This window comes from Carboxylicivirga linearis (genome assembly GCF_018271995.1).
Lineage (GTDB): Bacteria > Bacteroidota > Bacteroidia > Bacteroidales > Marinilabiliaceae > Carboxylicivirga > Carboxylicivirga linearis.
Genome location: NZ_JAGUCO010000014.1, coordinates 24,614 through 51,312, shown reverse-complemented (window position 1 = coordinate 51,312; position 26,699 = coordinate 24,614). Strand labels below are relative to the sequence as shown.

The 26,699-nt window shown below is 38.5% G+C and carries 17 protein-coding genes; 12 read left to right on the top strand and 5 right to left on the bottom strand.

The features are described from left to right. The first annotated feature begins 40 nt into the window (after positions 1-40). The 12 genes from KEM10_RS15580 to KEM10_RS15525 all read left to right on the top strand — a co-directional run bounded on the left by KEM10_RS15580 (position 41) and on the right by KEM10_RS15525 (position 21,519). Positions 41-2,686, top strand: coding sequence for a glycoside hydrolase family 3 protein (locus tag KEM10_RS15580; protein WP_212216958.1), 2,646 nt, complete (start codon positions 41-43; stop codon positions 2,684-2,686). Between the two features lie 4 nt (positions 2,687-2,690). Then, on the top strand, positions 2,691-4,838 hold the full coding sequence (locus tag KEM10_RS15575) for an alpha-glucuronidase family glycosyl hydrolase (RefSeq protein ID WP_244825919.1): 2,148 nt from the start codon (positions 2,691-2,693) through the stop codon (positions 4,836-4,838). A gap of 106 nt (positions 4,839-4,944) precedes the next feature. Beyond that, positions 4,945-6,093 (top strand): endo-1,4-beta-xylanase, encoded by a 1,149-nt coding sequence (locus KEM10_RS15570; protein ID WP_212216957.1) that lies wholly within the window; start codon positions 4,945-4,947, stop codon positions 6,091-6,093. A gap of 42 nt (positions 6,094-6,135) precedes the next feature. Beyond that, a complete protein-coding gene (locus KEM10_RS15565) occupies positions 6,136-7,107 on the top strand; it encodes a glycoside hydrolase family 43 protein (RefSeq protein WP_212216956.1) in 972 nt (323 codons plus the stop codon). Between the two features lie 177 nt (positions 7,108-7,284). Continuing rightward, on the top strand, positions 7,285-8,448 hold the full coding sequence (locus tag KEM10_RS15560; protein ID WP_212216955.1) for an iron-containing alcohol dehydrogenase: 1,164 nt from the start codon (positions 7,285-7,287) through the stop codon (positions 8,446-8,448). Between the two features lie 273 nt (positions 8,449-8,721). Beyond that, the gene (locus tag KEM10_RS15555) at positions 8,722-9,750 is read left to right on the top strand and encodes a T9SS type A sorting domain-containing protein (RefSeq protein ID WP_212216954.1); all 1,029 of its coding nucleotides are present in this window, start codon (positions 8,722-8,724) and stop codon (positions 9,748-9,750) included. A gap of 164 nt (positions 9,751-9,914) precedes the next feature. Next, the gene (locus KEM10_RS15550) at positions 9,915-13,079 is read left to right on the top strand and encodes a SusC/RagA family TonB-linked outer membrane protein (protein ID WP_212216953.1); all 3,165 of its coding nucleotides are present in this window, start codon (positions 9,915-9,917) and stop codon (positions 13,077-13,079) included. A 19-nt stretch (positions 13,080-13,098) separates the two neighbouring features. Then, positions 13,099-14,730, top strand: a complete 1,632-nt coding sequence (locus KEM10_RS15545) for a RagB/SusD family nutrient uptake outer membrane protein (RefSeq protein ID WP_212216952.1) — start codon at positions 13,099-13,101, stop codon at positions 14,728-14,730. 29 nt (positions 14,731-14,759) lie between these two features. After that, on the top strand, positions 14,760-16,148 hold the full coding sequence (locus tag KEM10_RS15540) for a glycan-binding surface protein (RefSeq protein ID WP_212216951.1): 1,389 nt from the start codon (positions 14,760-14,762) through the stop codon (positions 16,146-16,148). Positions 16,149-16,200: 52 nt separating this feature from the next. Continuing rightward, the gene (locus KEM10_RS15535) at positions 16,201-18,357 is read left to right on the top strand and encodes an endo-1,4-beta-xylanase (RefSeq protein WP_212216950.1); all 2,157 of its coding nucleotides are present in this window, start codon (positions 16,201-16,203) and stop codon (positions 18,355-18,357) included. Positions 18,358-18,418: 61 nt separating this feature from the next. After that, positions 18,419-20,044 (top strand): GH35 family beta-galactosidase, encoded by a 1,626-nt coding sequence (locus tag KEM10_RS15530; protein ID WP_212216949.1) that lies wholly within the window; start codon positions 18,419-18,421, stop codon positions 20,042-20,044. 20 nt (positions 20,045-20,064) lie between these two features. Then, on the top strand, positions 20,065-21,519 hold the full coding sequence (locus KEM10_RS15525) for an MFS transporter (protein ID WP_212216948.1): 1,455 nt from the start codon (positions 20,065-20,067) through the stop codon (positions 21,517-21,519). Between the two features lies 1 nt (position 21,520). Here KEM10_RS15525 and KEM10_RS15520 read toward each other — a convergent pair whose 3' ends face one another. The 5 genes from KEM10_RS15520 to KEM10_RS15500 form a co-directional block, all read right to left on the bottom strand. Then, positions 21,521-21,820 carry a hypothetical protein gene (locus tag KEM10_RS15520; RefSeq protein WP_212216947.1) on the bottom strand — a complete coding sequence of 100 codons (300 nt, stop codon included), beginning with the start codon at positions 21,818-21,820 and terminating at the stop codon, positions 21,521-21,523. Between the two features lie 93 nt (positions 21,821-21,913). Continuing rightward, entirely contained in the window at positions 21,914-23,851 is a 1,938-nt protein-coding gene (locus KEM10_RS15515; protein WP_212216946.1) for a sialate O-acetylesterase, read from the bottom strand. Positions 23,852-23,861: 10 nt separating this feature from the next. Then, positions 23,862-25,064, bottom strand: a complete 1,203-nt coding sequence (uxuA, locus tag KEM10_RS15510; protein WP_212216945.1) for a mannonate dehydratase — start codon at positions 25,062-25,064, stop codon at positions 23,862-23,864. Positions 25,065-25,183: 119 nt separating this feature from the next. Beyond that, the gene (locus tag KEM10_RS15505; protein WP_212216944.1) at positions 25,184-26,002 is read right to left on the bottom strand and encodes an SDR family oxidoreductase; all 819 of its coding nucleotides are present in this window, start codon (positions 26,000-26,002) and stop codon (positions 25,184-25,186) included. A 40-nt stretch (positions 26,003-26,042) separates the two neighbouring features. Further along, positions 26,043-26,681 carry an NUDIX hydrolase gene (locus KEM10_RS15500; RefSeq protein WP_212216943.1) on the bottom strand — a complete coding sequence of 213 codons (639 nt, stop codon included), beginning with the start codon at positions 26,679-26,681 and terminating at the stop codon, positions 26,043-26,045. Positions 26,682-26,699: the final 18 nt, after the last annotated feature.

Sequence of the window (26,699 nt, the reverse complement as noted above, 5' to 3'; positions counted from 1 at the left end):
TTTGTATTATTGATTTTAACAAATATTTAATGTTTGTGTTATGCGTTTAAAAATTGTGCTGTTTATTATTTCTTTGATGTCATTATTGTATTGGGGATGCAATACATCAAAATCATCAGAAAACAATTTGTTATCTTTTGAAAAGCGAGTTGATGATTTAGTTGCCAAAATGACCTTAGATGAAAAAGTAAGTCAATTAAGATATGACTCTCCCGCTATTTCTCATTTGAATATACCTGAATATAATTGGTGGAATGAATGTCTTCACGGTGTGGGCCGATCTGGTTTAGCAACCGTTTTTCCACAAGCAATTGGAATGGCTGCTATGTGGGACGATCAAATGATGTTTTCTATTGCTGATGCGGTATCGGATGAAGCCCGGGGCAAATACAACAAATTTCATAAAGAAGGCAAAAGAGGTATTTATCACGGTTTAACTTTCTGGACACCAAATATCAATATCTTTCGTGATCCGAGATGGGGAAGAGGTATGGAGACCTATGGGGAAGATCCTTATTTGTCGGGCGAATTGGGAGTTGCTTATATAAAAGGACTGCAAGGCGATGATTCCACTTATTTTAAATTGGTAGCAACAGCCAAGCATTTTGCTGTTCATAGTGGTCCGGAATCAAACCGTCATAGTTTTAATGTAAAACCTTCTCAATATGATTTTCTTGAAACGTATTCGTCACAATTTAAAATGGCCGTTTTGGAAGCAGATGTTTATTCGGTGATGTGTGCCTACAACCGTTTGGATGATCTACCGTGTTGTGGCAATAGTCAGTTAAGTAGTTTGTTGCGCGATGATTGGGGTTTTGATGGTTACATCGTTTCAGATTGTTGGGCAGTAAGAGACTTTTATGAGCAAAATGCCCACGAGGTTGTAAACACAAAGGCCGAAGCGGCTGCAATGTCGGTAAAAGCAGGTACTGATTTAAATTGTGGAGATTCGTATCCTGCATTGGTTGAAGCTGTTGAAAAAGGTTATGTGAGCGAATCGGAAATAGATGTTTCGGTAAAAAGACTTTTACTGGCTCGTATGAAGTTGGGAATGTTTGATGCTGATGCAAAAGTGCCATATGCATCTATCTCATCGGATGTGATTGACTCGGAACAGCATCGCTTATTGGCTTTGCAAGCTGCTCGTAAATCAATGGTATTGCTAAAGAACGATGATCATTTGCTGCCTTTCCCAAAGAGTTTGAAAAAAGTAGCTGTAATCGGGCCCAATGCAAAACATATTGAAGCCTTGTTGGGTAATTATAACGGATATCCTTCTCATCCCATCACTCCTTTAGAAGGAATAAAAGAAAAGCTACCTAATGCGAAAATAACTTATGCTTTAGGATGCAAACATGCAAAAGAGTTGCCTTATCTTGAAGTGATTCCGGGTGAGTTTTTATATACTGATGAAACATTATCAAAACATGGTTTAAAGGCTGAATATTATAGAGATTCGACTTTCGTAGGAGATGCTGTATTAAGCCGAATTGATGAAGAACTAAACTTTAAATGGTGGGATAAAGGCCCGGGAGAACCGGTAAATGGTGATGATTTTAGTGCTGTTTGGACCGGTTATTTGGTTCCTGACAAAACTGGAGAATACACTGTTGGAGGACAGGGATTTAACTTTTTTAGTGTGCAAATCGATGATGAAGTAGTTTGCGAAAGAGGAGGAGTACACGATCCAATCCGAAAATATAAGCAAGTGTATCTTGAAGCAGGAAAGAAATATAAGGTAAGATGTAGTTTTAAACATAAGAATTCGGAGTATGCTCTTGCCAGATTATTGTGGGAAGTTCCAAATGATGATTTGCAGAAAGATGCCATTGATGTTGCCAGCAATGCCGATGCCATTGTTTTGTGCATGGGCTTGAGTCCTTTACTGGAAGGTGAAGAAATGAAGGTAGAAGTGGAAGGATTTTCCGGAGGCGACAGGGTTGCAATTGGTTTACCCAAAGTTCAGGAAGAATTAATTAAGAAGATAGTAGCTTTGAATCGCCCTACTGTACTTGTGCTGATGAACGGAAGTGCTTTGGCTGTTAATTGGGAAGATAAGAATATCTCTTCTATTTTGGAAGCATGGTATCCGGGCCAGGCTGGTGGACAAGCTATTGCTGATGTGTTATTTGGCGATTATAACCCGGCCGGACGCTTACCATTGACGTTTTATAAATCATTGGATCAGCTGCCCGATTTTGAAAATTACAATATGGAAGGTCGTACATATCGTTATTTCAAAGGCGAGCCTTTGTATCAATTCGGTCACGGGTTAAGCTATACCACTTTTGAATATTCCGATTTGATTGTACCTTCTGAGGTTTTTGCCGGAGAAGCATTAACCGTTTCTGTAGATGTTGCTAATACCGGTAAATACGATGGTGATGAGGTGGTTCAATTGTATGTTTCACATCCCGATTCGGATTATAAAGTAGCGATCCGAAGCCTTAAAGCTTTTAAACGAATTCATTTGAAGGCAGGAGAACATCAAACGGTAACATTAACACTTCAGCCTGAAGATATGGCTGTTTTGAATGATGATTATCAATACATCATTGATGGTGCGCCATTGAAAGTTAGTGTTGGAGGCTGCCAGCCTTGCGAAGAAGCAATTATCCAACAAAAAACCATCGAAAGTAATGTTAATATCCAATTAATAGATAACGAAGTTCTTGTACTTAAATAACAGCATGAAGAAAAATCAATCACGTATTATTAATACCGTATTTTATTTTTTATTGATTTCAATGTCTTTGCAGGCTCAAATTGATGGAAGTAATTTATGGTTTGCGCAATCTCAGCTTCATTCTCATAATCATTCCTTGCAACCAAAATCACTAGTTGTGACAGATATGGATGGCAAGTTAACTTTAGCTTCAAATGAGTTATTAAATGGTTTGAATCAGCTTTTTCAGACTTCAATAAAGCAAAAATCGAGGGTGTCAAAAGGCAGTGTATGGCTATCGTTGACTAATAATTCAGAGGTTATTCAATTTATAGACCCACAAGAATTAAAAGCTTTGGGTGAAGATGGTTTCATCATTAAATATATAGATGAAAAGAAATCAGTTTTGATAACCGGGAATAATCAAAAAGCGGTTCTGTATGGAGTGTTTCATTATTTACGACTGCTGCAAACAGTTGCTATAGATAAGGATTCGTTGAATATTACTGAGATTCCAAAATACAAAGTTAGAATTCTCAATCATTGGGATAATCTGGATGGATCAGTTGAGCGGGGTTATGCCGGCCGATCCATTTGGAAATGGGATGAATTACCCACAAAGGTAAGTCCCCGATATAAGAAATATGCGCGTGCTAATGCATCCATTGGAATCAACGGAACGGTTTTAAACAATGTAAATGCCAATCCTCATATCTTAACCACCGAATATTTGAAAAAAGTAATGGTGATTGCGTCAGAGTTACGTCCTTATGGAATACAGGTTTATCTATCGGTTAATTTTGCTTCACCGGCTGTTTTAGGAGGTTTGGATGATGCTAATCCTAAGAAAGAAGAGGTGAAAGATTGGTGGAAAAACAAGGTGAAAGAGATTTACGAACTGATACCTGACTTTGGAGGGTTTCTGGTAAAAGCTAATTCCGAAGGTCAGCCGGGACCCATGGATTACGGTTGCACGCATGCTGATGGTGCTAATATGTTGGCCGATGCTTTAAAGCCATATGGAGGCATTGTAATGTGGCGGGCTTTTGTTTATAATCCCAAAGGCTGGGATAGAGCAAAACAAGCTTACGAGGAGTTTTTGCCGTTGGATGAGCAATTCAGAGATAATGTGATGATTCAGGTAAAGAACGGACCTGTTGATTTTCAGCCGCGCGAGCCTTTAAGCCCAATGTTTGGAGCCATGAAGGAAACACAAGTAATGCCCGAATTGCAAATTACACAAGAATATTTGGGCTTTTCCGATCATTTGGTTTACCTCGGAACATTGTATCAAGAGTTTCTGCAATCGGATACTTATGCCAAAGGCAAAGGATCGACGGTAGCAAAAGTAACGGATGGATCGATTTATAATCATCCTGTGAGTGGAATTGCAGGTGTGGCCAATATAGGAGAGGACAACAACTGGTGCGGTCATCATTTTGCACAGGCTAATTGGTATGTTTTTGGTCGATTGGCCTGGAATCCCGATGCTGATGTTAAAACAATTGCGGAAGAATGGGTTCGTCAAACTTTGACTCAAAAAGATAAAGTAGTCAGTTCAATTGTTGAGGTGATGATGAATTCGCGTGAAGCAACGGTTAATTATATGACGCCATTGGGTTTGCATCATCTCATGGGATGGGATCATCATTACGGACCTGAACCTTGGTGTGTTGTGGAAGGAGCTCGACCTGATTGGCTACCTACCTACTATCATAAAGCTGATTCGATTGGAATTGGTTTTGATCGTTCATCAACAGGAAGTAATGCTGTTAAACAGTATTTTGAGCCTTTAAGAAGTGAATTCGATAATATTGCTACTTGTCCGGAAGAATATTTATTGTGGTTTCATCATGTGCCATGGAATCATAAAATGGAAAATGGGCAGACTTTGTGGAATCAACTATGCCTTAAATACCAGGAAGGGGTTGATGAGGTGAAAAAATCACAGGAAGTTTGGAGTAAGATGAAAACCTACATTGATGAACAGCAATTTAAAGAGGTTCAGGAAAAAATAGCTATTCAGCTTAAAGAAGCTATTTGGTGGAAAGATGCTTGTATTCTATACTTTCAAACCTTTTCGAAGCAGCCATTTCCAGAGGGCGTTGAAGAGCCTGTTCATAAATTAGAAGAATTGAAGAAATTAAAGTTTGACCTTAAACATCATAATTAAGAAACTAGATTATTAGACTTATAGCAACTAGACTGATTTGCATCCTGTTGAAGTTTAAGTTTCCCAATTTGTTAGGAATATTATACATCAGAAAACGATAAAAACCATGAAAATACATTCAGCTAAAACCATATTATTATCTATTCTGAGTCTTTGGCTATTTTCTTGCCAAACAGAAGAAGTTAAGGAAGTGAGTTTAAAAGATGCTTTAAATAGTCAGTTTCTTATTGGAACGGCTTTAAATACTAATCATATTTTTGGTAAAGACTCAGCAGGAGTGGCCATTATTAAAAAACACTTTAATTCCATTGTTGCCGAAAATTGCATGAAGAGCGAGGTCATTCATCCTAAAGAAGATGAATACAATTTTACAAAAGCCGATCGATTTATAGAGTTTGGTGAGCAAAACAACATGTTTATCATTGGGCATACATTGATTTGGCATTCACAAGCACCAGCATGGTTTTTTGTTGATGATGAAGGAAATGATGTAAGTCGTGATGTGTTGATTGAACGAATGAAAAAGCATATTCATACGGTTGTGGGGAGATACAAAGGAAGAGTAAAAGGATGGGATGTAGTTAATGAGGCCATTGAAGATAATGGCGAATGGCGAAAAAGTAAATTTTACACAATTATTGGTGAAGACTATATCAAACTGGCATTTCAGTTTGCACATGAAGCTGATCCGGATGCTGAATTATATTATAACGATTATTCAATGTTTCACAAAGGACGTCAGCAAGGAGTGGAACGATTGATAAAGATGCTTAGAGAAGATAGTCTTCGCATTGATGCCACTGGAATGCAGGCTCACTATGGATTGAATTATCCGTCGTTATCGCAAATGGATGAAGCCATTTCGTTTTTCTCCGGGTTGGGTGTTAAAGTGATGATTACCGAACTGGATTTATCCATTTTACCATCACCCTACGAAACCATGGGTGCCAATGTGGCCGATCGTTTTGCCTATCGCGAAAGTATGGATCCGTATAAAAATGGATTAACCGATTCAATCTCTCAGGTTTTCAATCAGCGATATATGGATTTCTTTCAGTTGTTTTTGAAGCATCATAAAGATATTTCAAGAGTAACACTTTGGGGAGTAACCGATGCCGATTCGTGGAAGAATGATTGGCCTATCAAAGGTCGTACAGATTATCCTTTGTTGTTCGATCGAAATTATCAGGCAAAACCTATTGTTAAAGAGATTATTGAAAAAGTGAATCAAAAGCCTGATGGTTTGAATAATTAGAAAGATATACATTGAATTAAATAAAATAGTAAAATCAAGTCTATGAAAAAGCCAAGATATTTAGTTGATAATATGTACACGGCTGATCCGGCAGTGCATGTTTTTAACGATAAACTATACATTTATCCATCGCACGATATTGAATCAGGAATACCAGAAAATGATAATGGCGATCATTTTGATATGCGCGATTACCATGTGTTTTCGATGGATGATATTGAAGGGCCGGTAACAGATCATGGTGTGGTATTAGATGTTAAAGATGTGCCATGGGCAGGTCGGCAAATGTGGGATACCGATGCAGCGTATAAAAATGGAAAATACTATTTGTACTTTCCCGTAAAAGATAAAAACGATATCTTCCATATAGGAGTAGCCGTTAGCGACAAGCCTGAAGGACCTTTTGTTCCTGAAACTCATCCAATGATAGGAAGTTACAGCATCGATCCTTGTGTGTTTGACAATGAAGATGGAGATCATTACATGTATTTTGGTGGATTATGGGGCGGTCAATTACAACGTTACCGTAACAACAAAGCACAGGAGTGTGGTGCAGAACCTGCAGATGCAGAACCTGCTTTGTGTGCAAAAGTAGTGAAGCTGAGTGACGATATGTTGGAGTTTGCCGAAGAACCTAAAGACTTGGTTATTTTGGATAAAAACGGAGAACCTTTAAAAGCTGGAGACCATGGTCGTAGGTTTTTTGAAGCCTCATGGATGCATAAATACGAAGGCAAATATTACTTCTCGTATTCAACCGGCGATACTCATCTTTTGTGTTATGCTATAGGTGATAATCCATACGGTCCGTTTACCTATCAGGGAGTAATTCTTACACCAGTAGTAGGTTGGACAACGCATCATTCAATTGTTGAATTCAAAGGCAAATGGTATCTGTTTCATCACGATTGCGTTCCATCCGGAGGTAAAACCTGGTTACGAAGCCTGAAAGTAGTTGAACTGGAATACAACGAAGATGGTACAATCAAAACCATTGAGGGAATGCAGGATTAGTTAATGGTGTGTTGTCAGTGGTCAGTATTTAAATGTCTTAATTGTCAAAATAACAGTTGGATAATTCAATTTTCAATGAATTGATAATTGACCAATTGAATAATTAGTAATCGATTCATCGACACATCGTTCATCAATTTAATGTATCTTTGAGAGTAAACTAAAAAATGATCAATCATGAATAATTTTCATTTCCATAATCCTGTAAAAATACTTTTCGGAAAAGGTGAACTCTCTAATTTTAAAGATGAGATTCCAGCCGGTTCGAAAGTAATGATGCTTTACGGCGGAGGAAGTATTAAGAAGAATGGTGTTTACGATAAAGTTACCGAGCAATTAAGCGGATTTGATGTTACTGAATTTGGAGGAATTGAAGCTAATCCAAAGTACGAAACATTAATGAAAGCTGTTGAGGTTGTTCGTGAGAAGAATATTGATTTCTTACTTGCTGTGGGTGGAGGTTCTGTTGTTGACGGAACTAAATTTGTATCAGCTGCAGCTCATTATCCCAATGGTGATCCATGGAATATTCTTGCAAAAGGAGATGTAGCTGGTATTGTAAATCCACTTCCAATAGGAGCTGTGTTAACTCTTCCTGCAACAGGAAGCGAAATGAATGGTAACTCAGTTGTTTCGAAAATTGAAACCAAAGAAAAATTGGCTTTCGGAACGCCTTTAGTGATGCCCCAGTTTTCAGTTTTAGATCCAACTGTAATTGCTTCTTTACCCGAAAGACAAATAGCCAATGGTATTGTTGATGCTTTTGTGCATGTGATGGAACAATATTTGACTTATCCGGTAAATGCCCCTATTCAGGATCGTTTTGCCGAAGGTATTTTGAGTACTTTAATCGAGGAAGGACCTAAAGTGTTGAAAGATCCTACTGATTATGATTCTGCTGCTAATTTTATGTGGGCTGCTACCATGGCATTAAATGGATTAATTGCAACGGGTGTACCTCAGGATTGGAGTACGCATATGATTGGACATGAATTAACAGCCTTGCATGGTATTGATCATGCACGAACCTTAGCCGTCGTTCTTCCGGGAGTAATGAAAGTGATGTTAGCCAACAAAAAAGAAAAGATTCTTCAGTATGGTGCTAAAGTATGGGATGTTACCAAAGGTACCGAAGATGAAAAAGTAGAAGCTACGATTCAAAAGACTGTTGATTTCTTCGAATCGGTGGGTATTCAAACCAGAGGAGCTGACTACGAATTAAAAGAAGATACAGTAAGCGAAGTTTGTCAGCGATTTGAACAAAGAGGAGTAAATGCTTTGGGAGAAAAGGGAGATCTTACTGTTGAAAAAGTTAAAGAGATTTTAGAGACCCAGTTATAGAAATAATAGAAATCTATAAAATATTGAGCCGGTAGAAGTTTTCTATCGGCTTTTTTAATGTTATAATTCTATGTTTTTACTCTCTGTTACATGTTTTTTCCTCCTTGTATCAAAATGATAATAGAATATGTGCCTTTTGTTAATTGTTACCTGTGTTAAAATTATTGTAACATAGAGTAAAATGTAAATATCATTGGGATAGTAATTTAGGGGTGTTGGTGAGATCGCATAAATCAAATCGACAATATTCTTAAATCCTAAAATCTATTTTTTATGAAAAAACATTTACTAATTATTGTAAGTCTAGCCATTTTATCAATTTCAAATTTGATGGCTCAAACAGGATCGTTAACAACAAATTTAGATTATCCTTATACTATTGAGGCAGGTACTGATTTATCTTTTACAGTTACCTATACCTCTGATGTTGATTGTGAAATAACCTGTGCAATATTTTTAACATCTAGTGGTACTAATGAGCCTGATTGGAACACATGGCAAAAAGGTTATGATAATACAGCTGTTTCAGCAGCAACTGACGGAACGGCAGATATTACAGTGGCAATTCCAGGAAATTTTAACTCAGATAACTTAGGTGATGGGCTAAGTTATATATTATGTCTGGCTTTAAATACTTCTGCTTCTGGCGATTTTGCATGGTCTAATACAGGAAATTTATTAACAATAACAGAAAGCTCAAGCATCGTCAATAAATTAGAATTTACTTCAACTCCTCCAAGTATGGTAGAACAGGGGCAAGAAGTTACTTTAAATTATCAATACTCTTTAGCTGAAGAAAAAGGTTATATAGCCAAGATTGCTTTAGCTGTTTATGAAGGTTATACTCAAATAAAAGATATTGAAGCTTGTTCAACTTATCCTGAGGTTCAGGGTATTTTAGATGAAACAAATGACAGTTTTACTTTTACTATTCCTGGCGATTTAGAGTTGTCATCAGAATTAGCTGAAGGCCAAAGATATGTTTTTGAAGCTACTTTGTTTGAAGCAGGATGGAACTGGCTTAGCATCAATACTCTGATTGATGTAACTGTTTCGACTTCTACAGGTATTGATTCTAATCAAGATAAAGAATTAAAGCTTTATCCAAATCCTGTAAAAGATATGTTAACAGTTGAAGGAGCAGAATTGGGTGAAAAAATTAAGATTTATAGTTCGACAGGAGCATTGATCAAAACGGAGGTAATTACAAATACATCAATACAGGTTGATGTATCAGAATTAGCTAAAGGAATGTATTTTATTCAAACCTCAAATAGTACCGTTAAGTTTATTAAAAACTAATCTTTGAAGTTTCATAGTACCAAAAGGTTGCCAGCCAATAGTGGTTGGTAGCCTTTTGATCTGTTGGTTCTTTATTATCAGCTAAAATTAATGCAGACAGTAGTTTGTAAATGAGTTGTTGTGCCAAAAATTATAAGACAAATCTGTTTTAAATCTAAATATTTATGAAAATAATCTATGGACGAAGGAAAAGGTTTCTTTTGATGCTTTTCCTGGTAATTTCAGTGCCTCTGGCAACATGGGCACAAAACATTACAATAAAAGGTAAGGTAACAGATTCTGGTGGAGAACCTTTACCTGGTGTTAATATTGTAATAGAGGGCACAGCTCAGGGAACAATAACAGATATTAATGGTATCTATAGTTTGACAGTTCCACAAGGGAGTCGGCTTACATTTAATTTTATTGGTTTTGTAACACAAACAGTTACTATTACAGATCAAAAGGAGGTTAATATCACGCTAAAAGATGATATGGCCAAGCTCGATGAAGTAGTAGTAGTAGGCTATGGCCAGATGAAACGGACAGACCTAACCGGTTCAGTTGTTTCTGTTGCCAGTGATGCAATTGAGAAGTCAGTAACAACCTCTGCCGAACAGGTGCTGCAAGGACGAGCTGCCGGTGTTCAGGTTCAGCAAAACAGTGGTGAGCCCGGTGGAGGATCTTCTATTCGTATTCGTGGTATCAGTTCGTTAAATGGTTCTAATGAACCAATATTTGTAATTGATGGGGTTATTATTGATGGTAATACAGGGTCGAGTGGTTCTAATGCTTTGTCATCTATTAATCCGGCTGATATTGTATCGATGGATATTTTAAAAGATGCTTCGGCTACTGCCATTTATGGTTCGCGTGCAGCCAACGGAGTAATCATTATTACTACACGAAAAGGAGAAAAAGGAGATGCCCGTATTAACTACGATGGTTATATGGGCTGGCAGGAAATGCCAAAGAAATTAGAATTATTGAATTTGCAGGAATATGCAATTCATAAGAATACCCGTGCCGAAATGGGTATTGTTCAATGGGATAATAATTTTGTTCGTCCTGATTTATTAGGCAGTGGAACAGACTGGCAAGATGAAATGTTTACACAGGCTATGATGCAAAGTCATAACTTATCCGTATCTGGAGGTTCAGAAAAAAGTACTTATGCAATGGGTATCGGATATCTCGATCAGGATGGTATTGCCATCGGTTCAGGTTTCGAACGTTTAAACCTTAGAGGTACATTTGATTCTCAGGTAAAGAGTTTCCTTAAGATGGGAATTAACTTTGCTTTTAGTAATTCAAAACAAAACACTACAGTATCTGATGATAACCTGATAATAACAGCATTAAAGCAAACACCTAACGTGGCGGTGCGCAATGCTGATGGAACATTTGATGGACCTGATACTGATGAGTATGTCCAGAATAATCCTGTTGGTTTGGCTATGATTAAGGATAATGATAACGAGAATATGAATATCCGTGCCAATACATATGCTGAGGCAGAAATTATTTCCGGCCTGAAATTTAAGACAGAATATGCTTTAGATTATGGAGTAGGCAATACTTACACCTTTAATCCGTCGTATAATTTTGGTGCTATTTCTAACGAAGTTCGTGAAGGATCACGTTCAAAGTCATATAGTAAATTCTGGACATGGAGGAATATATTGACTTATAATAAGGAATTTGGTTTTCATAACTTAAATGTGATGCTGGGGCAGGAAATGCAGGAATCACATTGGGAATACCTCTATGGATACCGTTCTGGTTATCTAACTAACAGTTCAACCGATTTAAATATGGGTGATGCAACAACTGCACGTAATAATAACAGTAGTAATACATCATCGCTTAGTTCTTATTTCGGCCGTTTGTTCTATTCGTTTAACGATAAATACTTGCTTACATCCACTCTTCGTTACGATGGATCTTCCAAATTCCATAAAGACAACCGATGGGGCTTTTTCCCGTCTGCAGCCTTTGCATGGAAAGTTTCAAACGAAAGCTTCCTAAAAGATCATGCTGTAATTAATAATCTGAAACTTCGATTAGGTTGGGGAACAGTGGGTAACGAAAATATACCGGGTACAGCTTATGCTTATACATCAACATATACATCGGGAGCTACCGCCAACTGGGGAACATCATTACGAGCTTTAAATACAGCTAACCCCGACTTAGAATGGGAAACAACCTACTCGAGCAATGCTGGTGTTGATATTAACTTATTTCAGAATAGGATTGAGTTTATTGCAGATGTTTATTATAAGAAAACAGACTATCTGTTGCTAGTGCTTCCTTTACCTGCTTATGTGGGAACGTCAGGTCAGGGATCAACCTCTGCGCCATGGGTGAATATTGGTTCTTTAGAAAACAAAGGGATTGAATTAACATTGAATACCGTTAATATTGATAAAGGCGGTTTTATGTGGCGTTCGAATTTTGTGTATTCGATGAACCGTAATAAAGTATTATCGCTAAACACAGAAAGTAGTATTATTGATCAAACCTTAAGTCAAGGTTCGGAAACGACTATTGTTACCCGTACAGCTGTTGATCAGCCTATTGGTCAGTTTTATGGTTATAAAGTGACTGGTCGTTTCGAATCTGCTACCGATTTCTATTATAAGGATGCAAGTGGTAACATTATTCCAACGGCATTACCTGAAGATATGGAGATTGGCGAAAACAGTGTCTGGATCGGCGATTATATGTTTGAAGATATTAATAAAGACGGAGTTATCAACGAAGAAGATCGTACTTATATTGGTAATCCAGAGCCTAAATTTATTTTTGGTATAGGTAATACCTTTAGCTATAAAGGTTTTGATTTGAATGTTTTCTTAACCGGATCATATGGAAATGAGGTGGTCAATTATCAGCGTCGTTGGTTAGAAAATCCTAGAGAAAATACCAATCTGTTGAAAGATGCGTTGGGATATGCTCAATTAGAATTGATTGATCCAAATGGACCTAACGACTATAGAAACGTTCATATTGTTGGTGGCGATCCTTATATGCCTCGTATCGGAGCATCATCGGCATCATCAACTTCCAATTACAGGTATAGCGATAAGTTTGTAGAAGACGGTTCTTATCTGCGAATTCAGAACATATCATTCGCTTATAATCTTCCCCGCCGTTGGATTTCTAAATTTGGTGTTGAGAACCTAAAAGTTTACACGAATCTTCAAAACCTTTATACTTTCTCGAAATACTCAGGATACGATCCTGAAATAGGTTCTATGGATCAAAATGCGTTGTTAACAGGTATTGATAATGCACGTTATCCTTCTCCTCGTATTTACACTTTTGGAGTTAATGTAACATTCTAACGGAAAATAAGATAAGATTATGAAAAGAAATAATATTATATATATACTTCTGCTGGTAGTGTTTTCGTTGGGAGCAACAAGTTGTGAGGATTTCCTGGAAGTTCAACCCAATGATTTAATTACACAGGAGAATTTTTATCAGACTGAAGATGATTTTAAGGCCGCAACAGCAGCTTTGTATAATGTTGTCTGGTTCGACTTTAATGATAAGTTTTACTACGGATTAGGCGATGGTCGTTCGTATAATTTATATGCTCCTTATTCCGATTATATTTATCCATTTTCGGATTTGACAGAAACCGGCTTAACAGGTCCGTTGGTGTCTGCCTGGCAGTCGTTTTATAATGTAATTCAACAATCAAACAAGGTAATTATTGGTATTACCGGAAGCAGTGTTGATGAAGAGTTAAAAGCACAATATATTGCCGAAGCCCGTTTTATGCGTGGTACAGCGTATTGGTATCTGGCTTCATTATGGGGTAACGTAATTATTTGCGAAAATCCTGATGAATTGGTTTCAAACCCGGTTGTTAATACAAATTCTTTAGATGATGTGTATGAATTTGTAATGCGCGATATGGAATATGCAGCTAAATATTTACCATCATCATCAGGCCAGGCAGGGCGATTGACTTCTTACAGTGCCTATGGAATGTTATCACGCATTTATCTTTCGTATGCCGGTTATAGCGATAATCCAAACAGTGGAACACGCGATGTCGATTATTTAGAATTGGCTAAAAAGGCCGCCATGAAGGTAATTGAAGAAGGTCCTTACGAGTTAATGGAAGATTATGCCGATCTCTTTACCATTGAGAATAACAATAATTCAGAATCGATGTTTGCATTGCAATGGGTTCCTAATGGCGATTATGGATATAATAATACTCAACAGGCCTATTTTGCTGCAGGATCGGAAATAACCGGTGATGATGCAGCCTGGGGCTATTGGACCAGAGCTTCGTACGATATATTGATGGAATACGAAACCACTGATATTCGCCGTAAAGCAACCTGGATGGGCTACGATGATTTCTATCCCGAAATTAATGTGGCCAATGGTGGTTATACCTACGATAAAACCGATCAGGCTTGTAACGTAAAAAAAGGTGTGGTTGGTTCTAACAAAGACAATTCGAATGTCTCACGTATGAACTCGGCTCTGAACACTTATATGATGCGCTTGGCTGAGGTTTATTTGAATTATGCAGAAGCAGTTTTGGGTAATAATAGTAGTACCGATGATGCAACCGCTTTAATGTATTTCAATGAGCTTCGTACTCGGGCAGGTGTTGAAACTAAAAGTTCCATTACATATCAGGATATTATTCACGAACGTAGGGTTGAATTGTGTATGGAAGGTCAGTATTGGTACGATTTGGTTCGTCGTGCCTATTATCAGCAACAAGAAGTGATCAATTACATCATCGGGCAGGATAGGGGAACCATCATTCCTATTACGTACGATACTGAAACCAATACTGCAACTGAAGATACCGAACGTGACAGAAGTTCACGATCTATAGGAAATATCGATGAAAGCATCTTTTTACTTCCTTATCCTGAGTCGGAAGTGGTTCAAAATCCTTTATTAAAGGCCGATCCCGTTCCATATGAGTTTACCGAAGATAGAATTACAGACTTATTCTAAGCTGTTAGAATTGTAAAATATCATTTGACATGAAGAATAAAAGAAAATATATAAATCGTTGGATGTCTTTAGCTTTTATAGGTGTGATGACGCTTATGCTGTTATTCACTTCTTGCGAAGACGATTCAACCTATAGTGGTCCAATAACCATTAGTAAAGTGTACTTGCAGGATGCTACGTCGTCGGTACCCGACCGTGAAGTAGAATTTGCTCGCTTGGGTCAGTTAATTCGTATTGAAGGATCGGGTTTTACCGATTTAAAAAGAGTGTATATCAATGGTGCATCCATGTATTTTAATCCGGTAATGGTTTCGGATAATTCAATGTTGGTGGCTGTTTCGCGAGAGACACCCATTATTGAAGCTGATCCTGAAGTTAGAAATACAATTCGTTTAGCAAACGATGGAAGTGAGGCAAAAATTGATTTTGAGATACGAGCAGCCGCTCCAACCATTACTAATATATCGCATACTCTTCCTTTAGTTGGTGAGATGATTACTGTTTATGGAACCGGATTATTGGAAGTTGATAGAGTCGTATTTCCGGGCGATGTGGAAGTAACAACCGGTATAACATCAGATGAAGAAGGTGAGTTTTTTACGGTAGCAATGCCCGAAGGTGTTTCTACCGAAGGAGGTTCAATATTTATCGATTGTGCCAACGGAGGTGCCTATTCACCTGCTTATTTTAATTGTAAGCCATGTGTTATTCTTGATTTCGATGGGAATGGTTCTCAAGGATTTTGGAGCTGGAGTGAAGATGGTAGTATGATTAATGATGAAGATTTAGAATCATCAACCATTGGTACTGAAAATATTTCGCAAGGTATTTATGTTCCTCACCGTCCTGCACGTTTGGCAAGTTTTGCTGCTGCTTCAACTCGTTGTTCTGAAGTGTGGACGGCAGGGAATGATGTGGATGACTGGCGTGGACAGTTAACTCCGTATATTCCAGCAGAAACTACAGTTGATCAGGTTGCCTTTCAATTCGATATTTATGTGCCTGAAGCTTGGGAAGAATCAGGTTATTTAAAAATTTGTTTGGTCAATGGATTCAATGGTGGAGAGTGGGCTGGTAACTGTTACAACTATGTACCTTGGATTGAAGGTGGAGAAGTGGTTTCATTCCAAACTACCGGATGGACTACAGTTACAGTTCCTTTAAATCAATTATATGCTTTTTCTGATGGTGAATTCACTTTTGAAGATGTATTGGCAGCCCGAGAAGGTGCCGATTGGAAAAACTTTGGTTTCTATTTCGAGAACTCGGATTTTAACCTGGGGCAGGTTACCGGTAGTGAGTCTGATAGTGAAACCGAATTTACCTCATTTGAAACTTCAGTAAATGTATATACCGATAACTGGAGAATTGTATCTCTTGATACTCCAACATACAGCGATTTTCCTGATGAGGAATAAAAGAACAATACAACATTGAAGAATTAGAAGTATGGTTCCTAAACTTAGAATAATGAAATACAATAAGATATTTACACTTATCGCCTTATCGTCATTGCTTTTAGGAGCATGTGATGACCAAATTATGGAGTGGTCTAAAGATCCCTCGCACGGCGATGTAACGGTTGATGAGCTTCCGTTGGAGCTCGCTGAAAAAATTAGTCGTTATGAGGAATTAAATTCCTATACCGATTTTACCCTTGGAGTAGGAGTAGGTATGAATTTATATATGACTGACGATACCTACCGAGCGATTGCTGACGAGAATTTTGATGAGTTAACGGTTGGTTATGCCATGAAGCATGGGCCAATGGTAACCTCAACGGGTGAAGTTAATTTTACGGCAGCCGATGCTTTTATGGCAAAGTCGCAGGAAGCCGGTAAAAGCGTGTATGGCCATACCTTGGTGTGGCACACTAATCAAAATGCCAGTTATTTAAATGGATTGATTGCTCCAACTGTTATACCGGGTTCTGGAGGTTCTAACATATTAACCAATGGTGATTTTAATGAAAGTCTGGATGGTTGGTCTTACTGGGGAAGCGGTGAGTTTGCTCAGGTAGGAGCAGATGCTGCACTAGAAGGAGATGGTGCTTTTCAGATTATAAATACCAACGATAATGCTTCTGAACAATGGAGGACTCAAGCTCAAACAGAATTTCCGTATGTATTAACAGAAGGTACCAATTATCAGATTTCGATTTATGTGCGTTCGGAAGGAGTTGGTTCATTCCGGCTTTCAACAACCAACCTTGAAGAAGGTAACTATAGCGATGTTCATTACTTTGCAGATCAAGCAACGGGAGCAGCATGGCAGAATTATACATTTGATTTTGTAGGAGCCGGTTATGAGTCGGGCTTAAGTATTGATATTGGAGCTGTTCCGGGAACTTATACTATTGATAAGATAGAAGTTATTGATAAAGATGCCCCTTCAGAGGTTGTTAACTTCATTTCAAATGGAGATTTCGAAAATGCCACACTCGACCCTTGGGGTGGATGGGGTAATGGTTCAACCCGTGAAGTTTCATCAGAAGGTGAAGGATTTGGCGATACCGGTTACAGCATGGTATTAACTAATCCATCAGATGCAGACTTATGGAGTGCACAACAAGTTTATACTTTTGATGAACCATTGGAGCAAGATAAAGAATACACTTGTACCTTTATGGTAAAAGCTACTTCGGCAGCATCTATTCAAATACAATTACAAAGCGACGATTACAGTGCCAATTATTTTGGGGGTATTGAAGTTGGAGCGGCCTGGTCTCAGGTATCATTAACCATGACACCAACAACAGCTGATCGCACTAAGTTTGTTATCGATTTTGGAGGTACTGCAGCTACTTATTATTTCGATGATATTGTATTAACAGATGGCTCTTCTGGTGGTGGATCCGGTCCAACCATCATTGAAAAGACAGATGAAGAAAAGACTCAAATAATTGGTGATGCCATGGAAGACTGGATTTCGCAAATGGTAGGCCATTATAAGACAGAAATTTTTGCCTGGGATGTAGTAAACGAACCAATGCGCGAGAATGGCGAAGTTCGTGATGGTAATGTTTCTGATTTAGCTGATGATGAGTTTTACTGGCAAAAGTATTTGGGCAAAGATTATGCAGTTACAGCCTTTAATCTGGCTCGTCAGTATGGTAATGCAACTGATGTTTTGTTTATCAACGATTATAATCTGGAAATAAACATGACTAAGCTGGATGGATTAATCAGCTATGTTGAATACATTGAGCAGAATGGAGCACAAGTGGATGGTATAGGTACACAAATGCATATTTCGGCCGATACCGATAAAGATTTAATTGCCCAGATGTTTGAAAAACTTGCAGCAACAGGTAAACTTATTAAGGTATCGGAGTTAGATGTTCGTTTAGGAACTGCTAATCCAACCAATGAGCAAATGGCTGCACAGGCAGATATGTATCGTTATGTAATTGATATGTATAAGCAATATATTCCGGCAGCTCAGCAATACGGAATTACTATTTGGGGAATAGCCGATCATCCTCAGGAGCATGAATATTGGCTTCCGGATGAATCACCCAATTTATGGAATGCAAATTATGAGCGTAAGCATGCTTATAAAGGAGCAGCCGATGGTTTGGCTGGTAAAGATGTTAGTGAGGATTTTAAAGGTGGTTTAGAATATTAGTCTGTTTCAGCTGCCGGTTCTAATGCCGGCAGCTTACTTTTTCCTCACACAACAATCTTCAATGAAAAGATATCATATAATATATATAGGGCTAATACTACTACTTTTTAGTCCTGTTAAATCTATTGCTCAGAATTCAATTCCCTATCTTAAAAAACAAGGGAAAGCAACTCAGCTGTATGTGCATGATGAGCCTTATTTAATGATGGGAGGTGAACTAGGTAATTCAAGTTCATCAAGCATGGCTTATATGAATCAGATATGGCCAACATTGGAGCAAATGAATTTGAATACTCTTTTGGTTCCTGTTTACTGGGAATTGATTGAACCCAAGGAAGGTCAGTTTGATTTCGAACTGGTCGATTCCTTAATTGTAAGCGCCCGTCAACGTAAGATAAAATTAGTATTGCTATGGTTTGGGAGCTGGAAAAACAGCATGTCGTGCTATGTTCCTTCTTGGGTGAAAAAGGATGTTGACAGATTTCCCAGAGCAATAAATACAGCTGGCCAAAGGGTTGAAATATTAAGTCCTTTCAGTAAGAATAATCTCGAATCCGATGCCAGGGCTTTCGAAGCCTTAATGGCACATGTTAAAGCATTTGATGAGAAGGATAATACGGTGGTAATGATTCAGGTTGAGAACGAAATTGGAATGTTGCCCGATGCCCGTGATTACGGAAAGGACGCCGAAAAATTATACCAGACAGATGTACCCGAAGAGTTACTATCCTATCTCAAAAAAAATAAAAAAGAATTAATGCCTGAGTTTCTGGATTATTGGCAAACTCAGGGAGGAAAAACCAAAGGAACCTGGGAGCAGGTTTTTGGTTCATCCAAACAAACCGAAGAGGTTTTTCAAGCCTGGTACTTTGCAAAGTACACCAATGAAATTACGGCACGAGGCAAGGCGCAATACAACTTGCCCATGTATATTAATGCTGCGCTTAATCGTATTGGATATGCGCCAGGCGAATATCCAAGTGCTGGTCCGCTTCCTCACTTAATGGATATCTGGAGAGCGGGAGCACCGTCTGTCGATTTTTTAGCACCCGATATTTATTTTCCTGATTTTTCCAAATGGATAAAGCTGTATAATAGGGGTGGCAATGCTGTGTTTATTCCCGAAGCACGCTTCGAGAAAGATGTAGGAGCTAAAATGTTGTATGCTTTTGGAGAGCACGATTGCATGGGGTTTTGTCCTTTCTCCATTGAATCAACTAACGATCCGCAAAATGAACCGGTTGTTAAAGGTTATGCTTTGATTCAACAATTGCAGTACGAAATTTTAAAGCATCAGGGAAAAGACCAGATGGCTGGATTTCTTTTGAATAAAGAAGTTTTGGCAGATACCATTTCGTTGGGTGGTTATACCTTAATTGCCAGGCATGATTATACTTTGGGCTGGAGCGCCGAAGCTAAAAACGAGGAGTGGGCCTATGCCGGTGGATTGATCATTTGTACGGGGCCTGGCGAATACATTGTGGCCGGATCGGGTTTGGTTTTTAATTTTTTGAGTGAACAAAAAAATGCAAAAGCTGGAATTGAATCCATTGATGAAGGAAGCTACATAGATGGTAAGTGGGTGCCGCAACGCAGGATGAATGGAGATCAAAGTCATCAGGGACGACATTTGAGAATACCCATGTATGAGTATTCCATCCAAAAACTAAAGTTATATAACTATTGAAGAGCTAAATTTTAAAAATAATGAATATAGAATCACAAAAAATCTCATTGGGAGAGAAAATTGGTTATAGTTTGGGCGATTTGGCTGCCAACCTTGTTTTCCAAACCCTTATAACTTATCTCGCTTTTTTTTATACCGATATATACGGACTGGATCCTAATGATGCTTCAATCATTATGCTTTCGGTTGGATTGGTAGCCGCTTTTTCTTTTAACCCGATTATTGGAATTTTGGCCGATCGAACCCGATCGAAATGGGGTAAGTTTCGTCCGTGGATTTTATATACTTCTTTACCATTGAGTTTAATGGCTTTGCTGGCTTTTAGTACTCCCGATTTTTCGTACAAAGGCAAATTAATTTATGCGGTTGCTACCTACTCATTGCTATTAATGATGTATGCGGGTAATAATCTACCATATTCGGCCTTAAGTGGTGTGATTACGGGTGATATGGCCGAGCGAAACAGTATTTCATCCATTCGTTTTGTGGCGGTTTTGTTTGCCCAGTTTTTTGTGCAGGTTTTTATGCTGCCTATCATCGAGTATGCAGGTGGAGGCGATAAAGCCGTGGGTATCGAAAAGGTTCTTACCTGGATGGCCATTATTGGAACCATCCTGTTGTTAACAACTTTTTTCACTACTAAAGAAAGGGTGATTCCATCGCCCGAGCAGAAATCTTCGTTAAAAGATGATTTGTCGGATTTGATTCGCAACAAACCATGGATCATCATGTTAACACTTACCATTCTGGTTTTTGTTACCCTTGCCATGAAAGGTGGGTCGTATGTTTATTACTTCAATTACTATGTTGATGAAGCGGCCTTGGCTTCTTTTATCGATCCTATTTTACGGTTTTTCAATAGTGTGGGTATGAACTTCTTTGGATCAGATCCTACCTCGGCTGGCTTTGGCTTATTTAATGCCGGTGGTATCATATTTATGCTTATAGGTATTGGTTTTTCTAAAAAACTAGCCGACAGGTTTGGTAAGCGCGATGTATTTGGTGTGGCTTTGTTTATATCAACCTTATTTATACTGGCCTTTGTGTTTTTCCCACCTCAAAGTGTAGGTCTGATGTTTTTGTCTCAGGTTTTTCATGGTTTCTTTTATGGAATTACCACTCCACTTCTTTGGGCTATGATTGCTGATGTGGCCGATTACTCGGAATGGAAAAACAACCGACGAGCCACTGCCATTATTTTCTCTGCTATGATGATGGGCCTTAAAGCCGGATTATCCATAGGCGGAGCTTTGGTAGCCTGGATTTTGGGATTATACGGTTATGTGAATATTGCTGCTAGTGGTGGAAGCGAATTAATTCAGCCTGATACAGTAAGGCATGGCGCAAAAATGCTAATCAGTGTTTTTGCTGCTATTCCGTTCTTTTTAGGGGTTGTGTTGCTTTTCTTTTACAAAATTAATAAGTCGATGGAAGTGCAGATTGAACAGGATCTGATAAAACGCAGGAAGTCATAAATTAAAATATAATAATATAACCGAGAGGGTTATTGTGTTGGAAACAGTAGTGTTTGAAGCTGGTCGATGGACCAGCTTCTTTTGTATTAAAGGTTTCCTGATGCAATGACAATCCATCCTGATAACCTCTCAGTCTATCCTGATGTAATAACAATTTATCCTGATAAGCTCTCAGTTTATCCTGAAGCAGTGACAATCTATCCTGATAACCTCCCAATCTAACCTGATGCCAAGACAATTTATCCTGATAAGCTCTCAGTCTATCCTGAAGCAATGACAATCCATCCTGATAAGCTCTCATACTATCCTAATGATCGCGCAGTCAATTCTTTTAGCTTGGGTACTTACTTTTTTATGATGATTAGCAATTTTTTTGCAAAATCTCTTAAAGGGATTACTTTGCCTTTCGTATCTCTAACCTAAACGGAACGGCAGGTAATCCTTCTGTATTATAGAGATTGGCTTGATCCGGATTATTAGCCCAGGCGTATCTTATTGCGGTTGGTTTATCAACACTTTCGTGCCAAACCATTACTTTATTACCTTTTATTTCGGCATGCGCCCAAATAAACTGCCCATCTTTTCCGGCAATGGCAAAACCATTAAGACTGTTTCCTTCTTTTATTCGAAGCCCGTTATAAACATATTTAAAGCTGAGTTCAACTTTTGAATTATTGATTGAATAACTGTCAAATACAGGGCCGCTACAAACAACCTTTTTACCATAAGCTACTTTTTCAGCAGCCAAAGCAGTGCGTCTACCCACCTCTTTTTTATTAAGAGGATGAATATCATTCCATTCTCCTAAATCGATGATGTTAACACTCTGGCAGTGCTCTGTTTTTTGCGCAACCTTAAATTGTGCATCTCTTAATACAGCCCAATCACTTTCTTTGGGCAAGCTATCAGGTTCTAAATAGTTTGCCAGCTGAATAATTACAAAAGGAAGCTCTCCCTCGTTGAATTCGCGGCGCCAGTTTTGTATCATAGCAGATAATCGCTCTTTGTATTGGCTGGCATTATCAACGTTTGATTCTCCCTGGTACCAAACAGCGCCTTTAATTGATAAGTTGGTTAATGGGGCAATCATCCCGTTGTATAATCCTGCGGGTTTCCATCTGATAAAGGTGGGACCTTCGAGTGGTGCCATCGATGCTCCTATTTTATATTTCCACGTACCGCTTAAGTTGATTGATTCGGAACCAGTGCGTAACTCATACGGTTTGTCAGGTACAAAACCTCCGGTTCCAATCTGCGAAATTACTTTAACAGCAATGGTGTTTTTGCCTGATTTCAATGTGTTTTCAGGTACCTTATATCTGCGAGGAGGATATTGATAAGTTGTATTTCCGATAAAAGATCCGTTGATAAAAACAGAATCGGCATCAACAATGCGTCCCATATCCAGTTCGGCAGGTTGATTAGCTGATTTTTCGGATAAACTAAAGCTTCTTCGATACCAAACAATTCCATTCAGGTTTTCAAGATCATCTTGTTTCCAATATCCCGGAACGATGGCTGTTTGCCAGTCGTTATCATTTAAATCAGTAGTAGTCCAATCTGCGTTTTTCCGGCCTTTATCATTTTGAGCTAATTGGCTAAACCATGTATCCGATCTTTGTTTGTCGCTGGCTTCAATGGCGTTAATAACAGTGGAATCTTTAAACTTTTGAAGCTCCTTATATGCATCTTTAAATGGTTTTAAATCATCTTCACTCAGCCAGGCTTCAACCGGCGATCCTCCCATACTTGCATTAATAATGCCGATGGGAACCTGTTGTGTTTGCTGCACTTTTTGGGCAAAGAAATAGGCTACTGCTGAAAAGCTCATGATGTTTTCGGGCGTTGCAGCTAACCATTTCCCACCCTTTAAATCAGCCTGCTTTTGGTTAAAGTCCCAGTTATAAGGCACTCTAAACTGACGAATACCTGTATTATTAATTCTTTTAATCTCCTTACGATATTTGGGTTCCACACGGCTGATGGGAAGTTCCATGTTGGATTGCCCCGAACAAAGCCAAACATCTCCAATTAATATATCATTAATCAGAATTTGATTCGAAGCTGAGATCTTCATTTTAAAAGGCCCTCCGGGAGATTGGGAGGGGAGTTGAATCTGCCACTTGCCATCCGAATCAGTAATGGTTTTGTATTGATGATTTTTGAAATCAATTTCCACTTTTTCATTAGGTGAGGCCCAACCCCAAAGAGTCAGTTCCTTATCGCGCTGCAATACCATTCCATCACTTATTAGTTTGGGTAATCGTACTTGAGCGGTAATTGAAAGTGAAGACCAAATAAGTAATAACAAGATGAATCTGATGCTTCTCATGTCGCAAAGTTTAAATAAAGCTACTGATTCCGGCCATTAATCCATCTAACTCGGCTAAACCTTTTAATCGTCCAATAAGCGGATATCCCGGATTGTATTTGTTTTTATAATCATCCAATATTTTAATACCATGATCGGGGCGTACAGGCAATCGAGTATCTTTTCGTCCTGTGGCAATGCGCTTCTTCTGCTCTTTTAGTAGGGCTGTCATAATTTGAACCATATTTTGGCTACCTGCCAAATGCCCCGATTCAAAAAAGCTGCCATCGGGCAAAAGTTGTGTGTTACGTAAATGCACAAAGTGAATCTTGTCACCGCATTTCTCAATTATCTCCACCAGGTTATTTTCCTTTCGGGCAGAAAGCGATCCGGCACAAAAAGTAATGCCGTTGTTAGGAGAGGGATTGGCGTTAAATAACCACTCGTAATCATCAAGCTGACCAATAATACGAGGTAAGCCCAGTACCGGGAAAGGAGGATCATCGGGGTGAATGGCCAGTTTTACACCTGCTTCTTCAGCTACCGGAATAACATCATCCAAAAATGCCTTTAGGTTCTCGCGCATTTTGTTTTTATCGTAGCCTTTATAACGATCGATAAATTCGAGAAACAACTTTTTCGGATCAGGCACACTTCCGTCTATCACTCCATCAATAAAGCCCTGAGTAACCACAATAATATTATAAGCCAGTTCCTCTGCTTCCTCGGAACTCATCGAAGAAAATACTTCTTTGGCTTTCTTTATTATTTCAGTAGGATAATCGTTTTCAGCACCGGGACGTTTTAATATATAGGCATCGAAAGCCACAAAAGTAGGGAAGTCGAAATACATCGATTCGCCTCCATTTGCAAGTTTATAATGTAAATCGGTACGAGCCCAGTCCAGCACAGGCATAAAGTTATAGCAGATGGTATCGATGCCACACGCTCCCAAATTACGAACGCTCTGCTGGTAATTTTCAATTAAACGCGCACGATCGTCGTTACAGATTTTAATTCCTTCACTCACCGGCAGACTTTCAACAACACTCCATCGCAGCCCACGACTTTCAATCTGAGTCTTAACGTTCATAATCTCCTCAATCGTCCAGATTTCTCCATTTGGAATGTGATGTAGAGCCGTAATTACACCTTCAACACCCATTTGCACCAACATATCAAGAGTTATCGGATCTTTTTCGCCGAACCATCTCCAGGTTTTTTCTAAAGCCATATTATTAGATTGTTATTCATTGTTAATAGAAGAAAGTTAAAATGAGTATTATGATGCAAGACATAAGTATCAAGACATCTATTAAACTCTGAAAATAATCTTGATACTATGTACTAGTATTAGACTCCACTAAATGAGCTAAAACCTCCATCAACAGGAAGAATTACACCTGTAATAAATGAGGCCGCATCGGAACATAAAAACTGAACGGCGCCGTTTAGTTCCTTGATGTCACCAAAACGTTTCATAGGTGTACGTGCAATTACTTTCTGACTGCGCTCGGTATAACTTCCATCCGGGTTAATCAATACTTTTCTGTTTTGATCTCCAATAAAGAATCCTGGAGCAATAGCATTAACACGAATCTTTTCATCGAATTTCAAGGCCATTTCCATGGCCATCCATTGAGTGAAAATATTGATACCTGTTTTGGCAACAGAATATCCCGGAACCCTTGTGATGGCTGAATAAGTTGCCATAGATGAGATGGTAATAATGCTTCCTTCGCCCTGATCGGCCATTGCTTTACCAAATACCAAACTAGGGTAAACGGTTCCGTTTAGGTTTAGATCGGTTACACGTTGGAATTCTTCAATCTTCATATCAAATACGGTTTGGCTTTCTTCCAAAGTTCCACCCGGTAGATTACCTCCGGCAGTGTTGATAAGTATATCAATGCGTCCCCATTCATCCAGAATTTCTTTGCGCGTATTCTTCAGGATATCCATATCAAGCACATTGGATACAAAACCTTTTACTTCGCCGCCTAATTGTTTTAATTCTTCAACCCGTATGTTGAGGTTTTCTTCGCGGATATCAAGGATGGCAACTTTAACACCCACTTCAATTAAACTGCGGGCGATACTTCCGCCTAAAACACCGCCGCCGCCAGTAACAACGGCAACTTTTCCTGATAAATCAAACATTGGATTATTCATAAACGTTAGATGTACGTTAACTATTTTGTGTAAATTTTTTTTAGATTGATTTTTTGAGTCGATATAAAAATGCCGGACGTTGCTGACCTCCTTTGGTCTTCTCATTCAATTTTTCAACCAAGCCCATATTAATGACTTTCTTTCTGAAGTTCCGATTATCAATCTCCTCTTGTAAAATAGCTTCAAACAGATCCTGCAATTGGTTTAGAGGAAACTTATCAGGTAATAGGTTTATTGAAATTGGTTTACGCCAAATTTCTTCCTTTAACCATTGTAGTGCAGTATTAATCATTTGGTTGTGATCAAAAGGGAGTTCTGAAACCTCATTGACATCATACCAATTAACCTCTTTTGCGTGCGAACCGGCGATTAATTCAAAAAGGTCAGATTTAATTAGTGCGCAGTATAGTATGGATACAACGCGATGAGAAGGGTATCTGTTAACTTCACCAAATACCTTTACCTGGGTTAAGTAGATATTTTCGATACCTGTTAGTTCAAAAAGTACCCGGCGGGCTGCATTATCAATTGTTTCATCAAAATAAGCATAAGAACCAGGCAATGACCACTGATTGGAGCATGGTTCTTTATCTCTTTTGATCAATAGTGACTTTAATTTGCCATTTTCATAGCCAAATATAGCGCAGTCTACCGATAAATTGATGATTTTTTCGCTCATTTGAATAATATAATAACG

Coding starts and splice junctions, on each gene's coding strand:
- KEM10_RS15580 (WP_212216958.1), top strand. CDS start 41: ATGCGTTTAAAAATTGTGCTGTTTATTATTTCTTTGATGTCATTATTG.
- KEM10_RS15575 (WP_244825919.1), top strand. CDS start 2,691: ATGAAGAAAAATCAATCACGTATTATTAATACCGTATTTTATTTTTTA.
- KEM10_RS15570 (WP_212216957.1), top strand. CDS start 4,945: ATGAAAATACATTCAGCTAAAACCATATTATTATCTATTCTGAGTCTT.
- KEM10_RS15565 (WP_212216956.1), top strand. CDS start 6,136: ATGAAAAAGCCAAGATATTTAGTTGATAATATGTACACGGCTGATCCG.
- KEM10_RS15560 (WP_212216955.1), top strand. CDS start 7,285: ATGAATAATTTTCATTTCCATAATCCTGTAAAAATACTTTTCGGAAAA.
- KEM10_RS15555 (WP_212216954.1), top strand. CDS start 8,722: ATGAAAAAACATTTACTAATTATTGTAAGTCTAGCCATTTTATCAATT.
- KEM10_RS15550 (WP_212216953.1), top strand. CDS start 9,915: ATGAAAATAATCTATGGACGAAGGAAAAGGTTTCTTTTGATGCTTTTC.
- KEM10_RS15545 (WP_212216952.1), top strand. CDS start 13,099: ATGAAAAGAAATAATATTATATATATACTTCTGCTGGTAGTGTTTTCG.
- KEM10_RS15540 (WP_212216951.1), top strand. CDS start 14,760: ATGAAGAATAAAAGAAAATATATAAATCGTTGGATGTCTTTAGCTTTT.
- KEM10_RS15535 (WP_212216950.1), top strand. CDS start 16,201: ATGAAATACAATAAGATATTTACACTTATCGCCTTATCGTCATTGCTT.
- KEM10_RS15530 (WP_212216949.1), top strand. CDS start 18,419: ATGAAAAGATATCATATAATATATATAGGGCTAATACTACTACTTTTT.
- KEM10_RS15525 (WP_212216948.1), top strand. CDS start 20,065: ATGAATATAGAATCACAAAAAATCTCATTGGGAGAGAAAATTGGTTAT.
- KEM10_RS15520 (WP_212216947.1), bottom strand. CDS start 21,820: ATGAGAGCTTATCAGGATGGATTGTCATTGCTTCAGGATAGACTGAGA.
- KEM10_RS15515 (WP_212216946.1), bottom strand. CDS start 23,851: ATGAGAAGCATCAGATTCATCTTGTTATTACTTATTTGGTCTTCACTT.
- uxuA (WP_212216945.1), bottom strand. CDS start 25,064: ATGGCTTTAGAAAAAACCTGGAGATGGTTCGGCGAAAAAGATCCGATA.
- KEM10_RS15505 (WP_212216944.1), bottom strand. CDS start 26,002: ATGAATAATCCAATGTTTGATTTATCAGGAAAAGTTGCCGTTGTTACT.
- KEM10_RS15500 (WP_212216943.1), bottom strand. CDS start 26,681: ATGAGCGAAAAAATCATCAATTTATCGGTAGACTGCGCTATATTTGGC.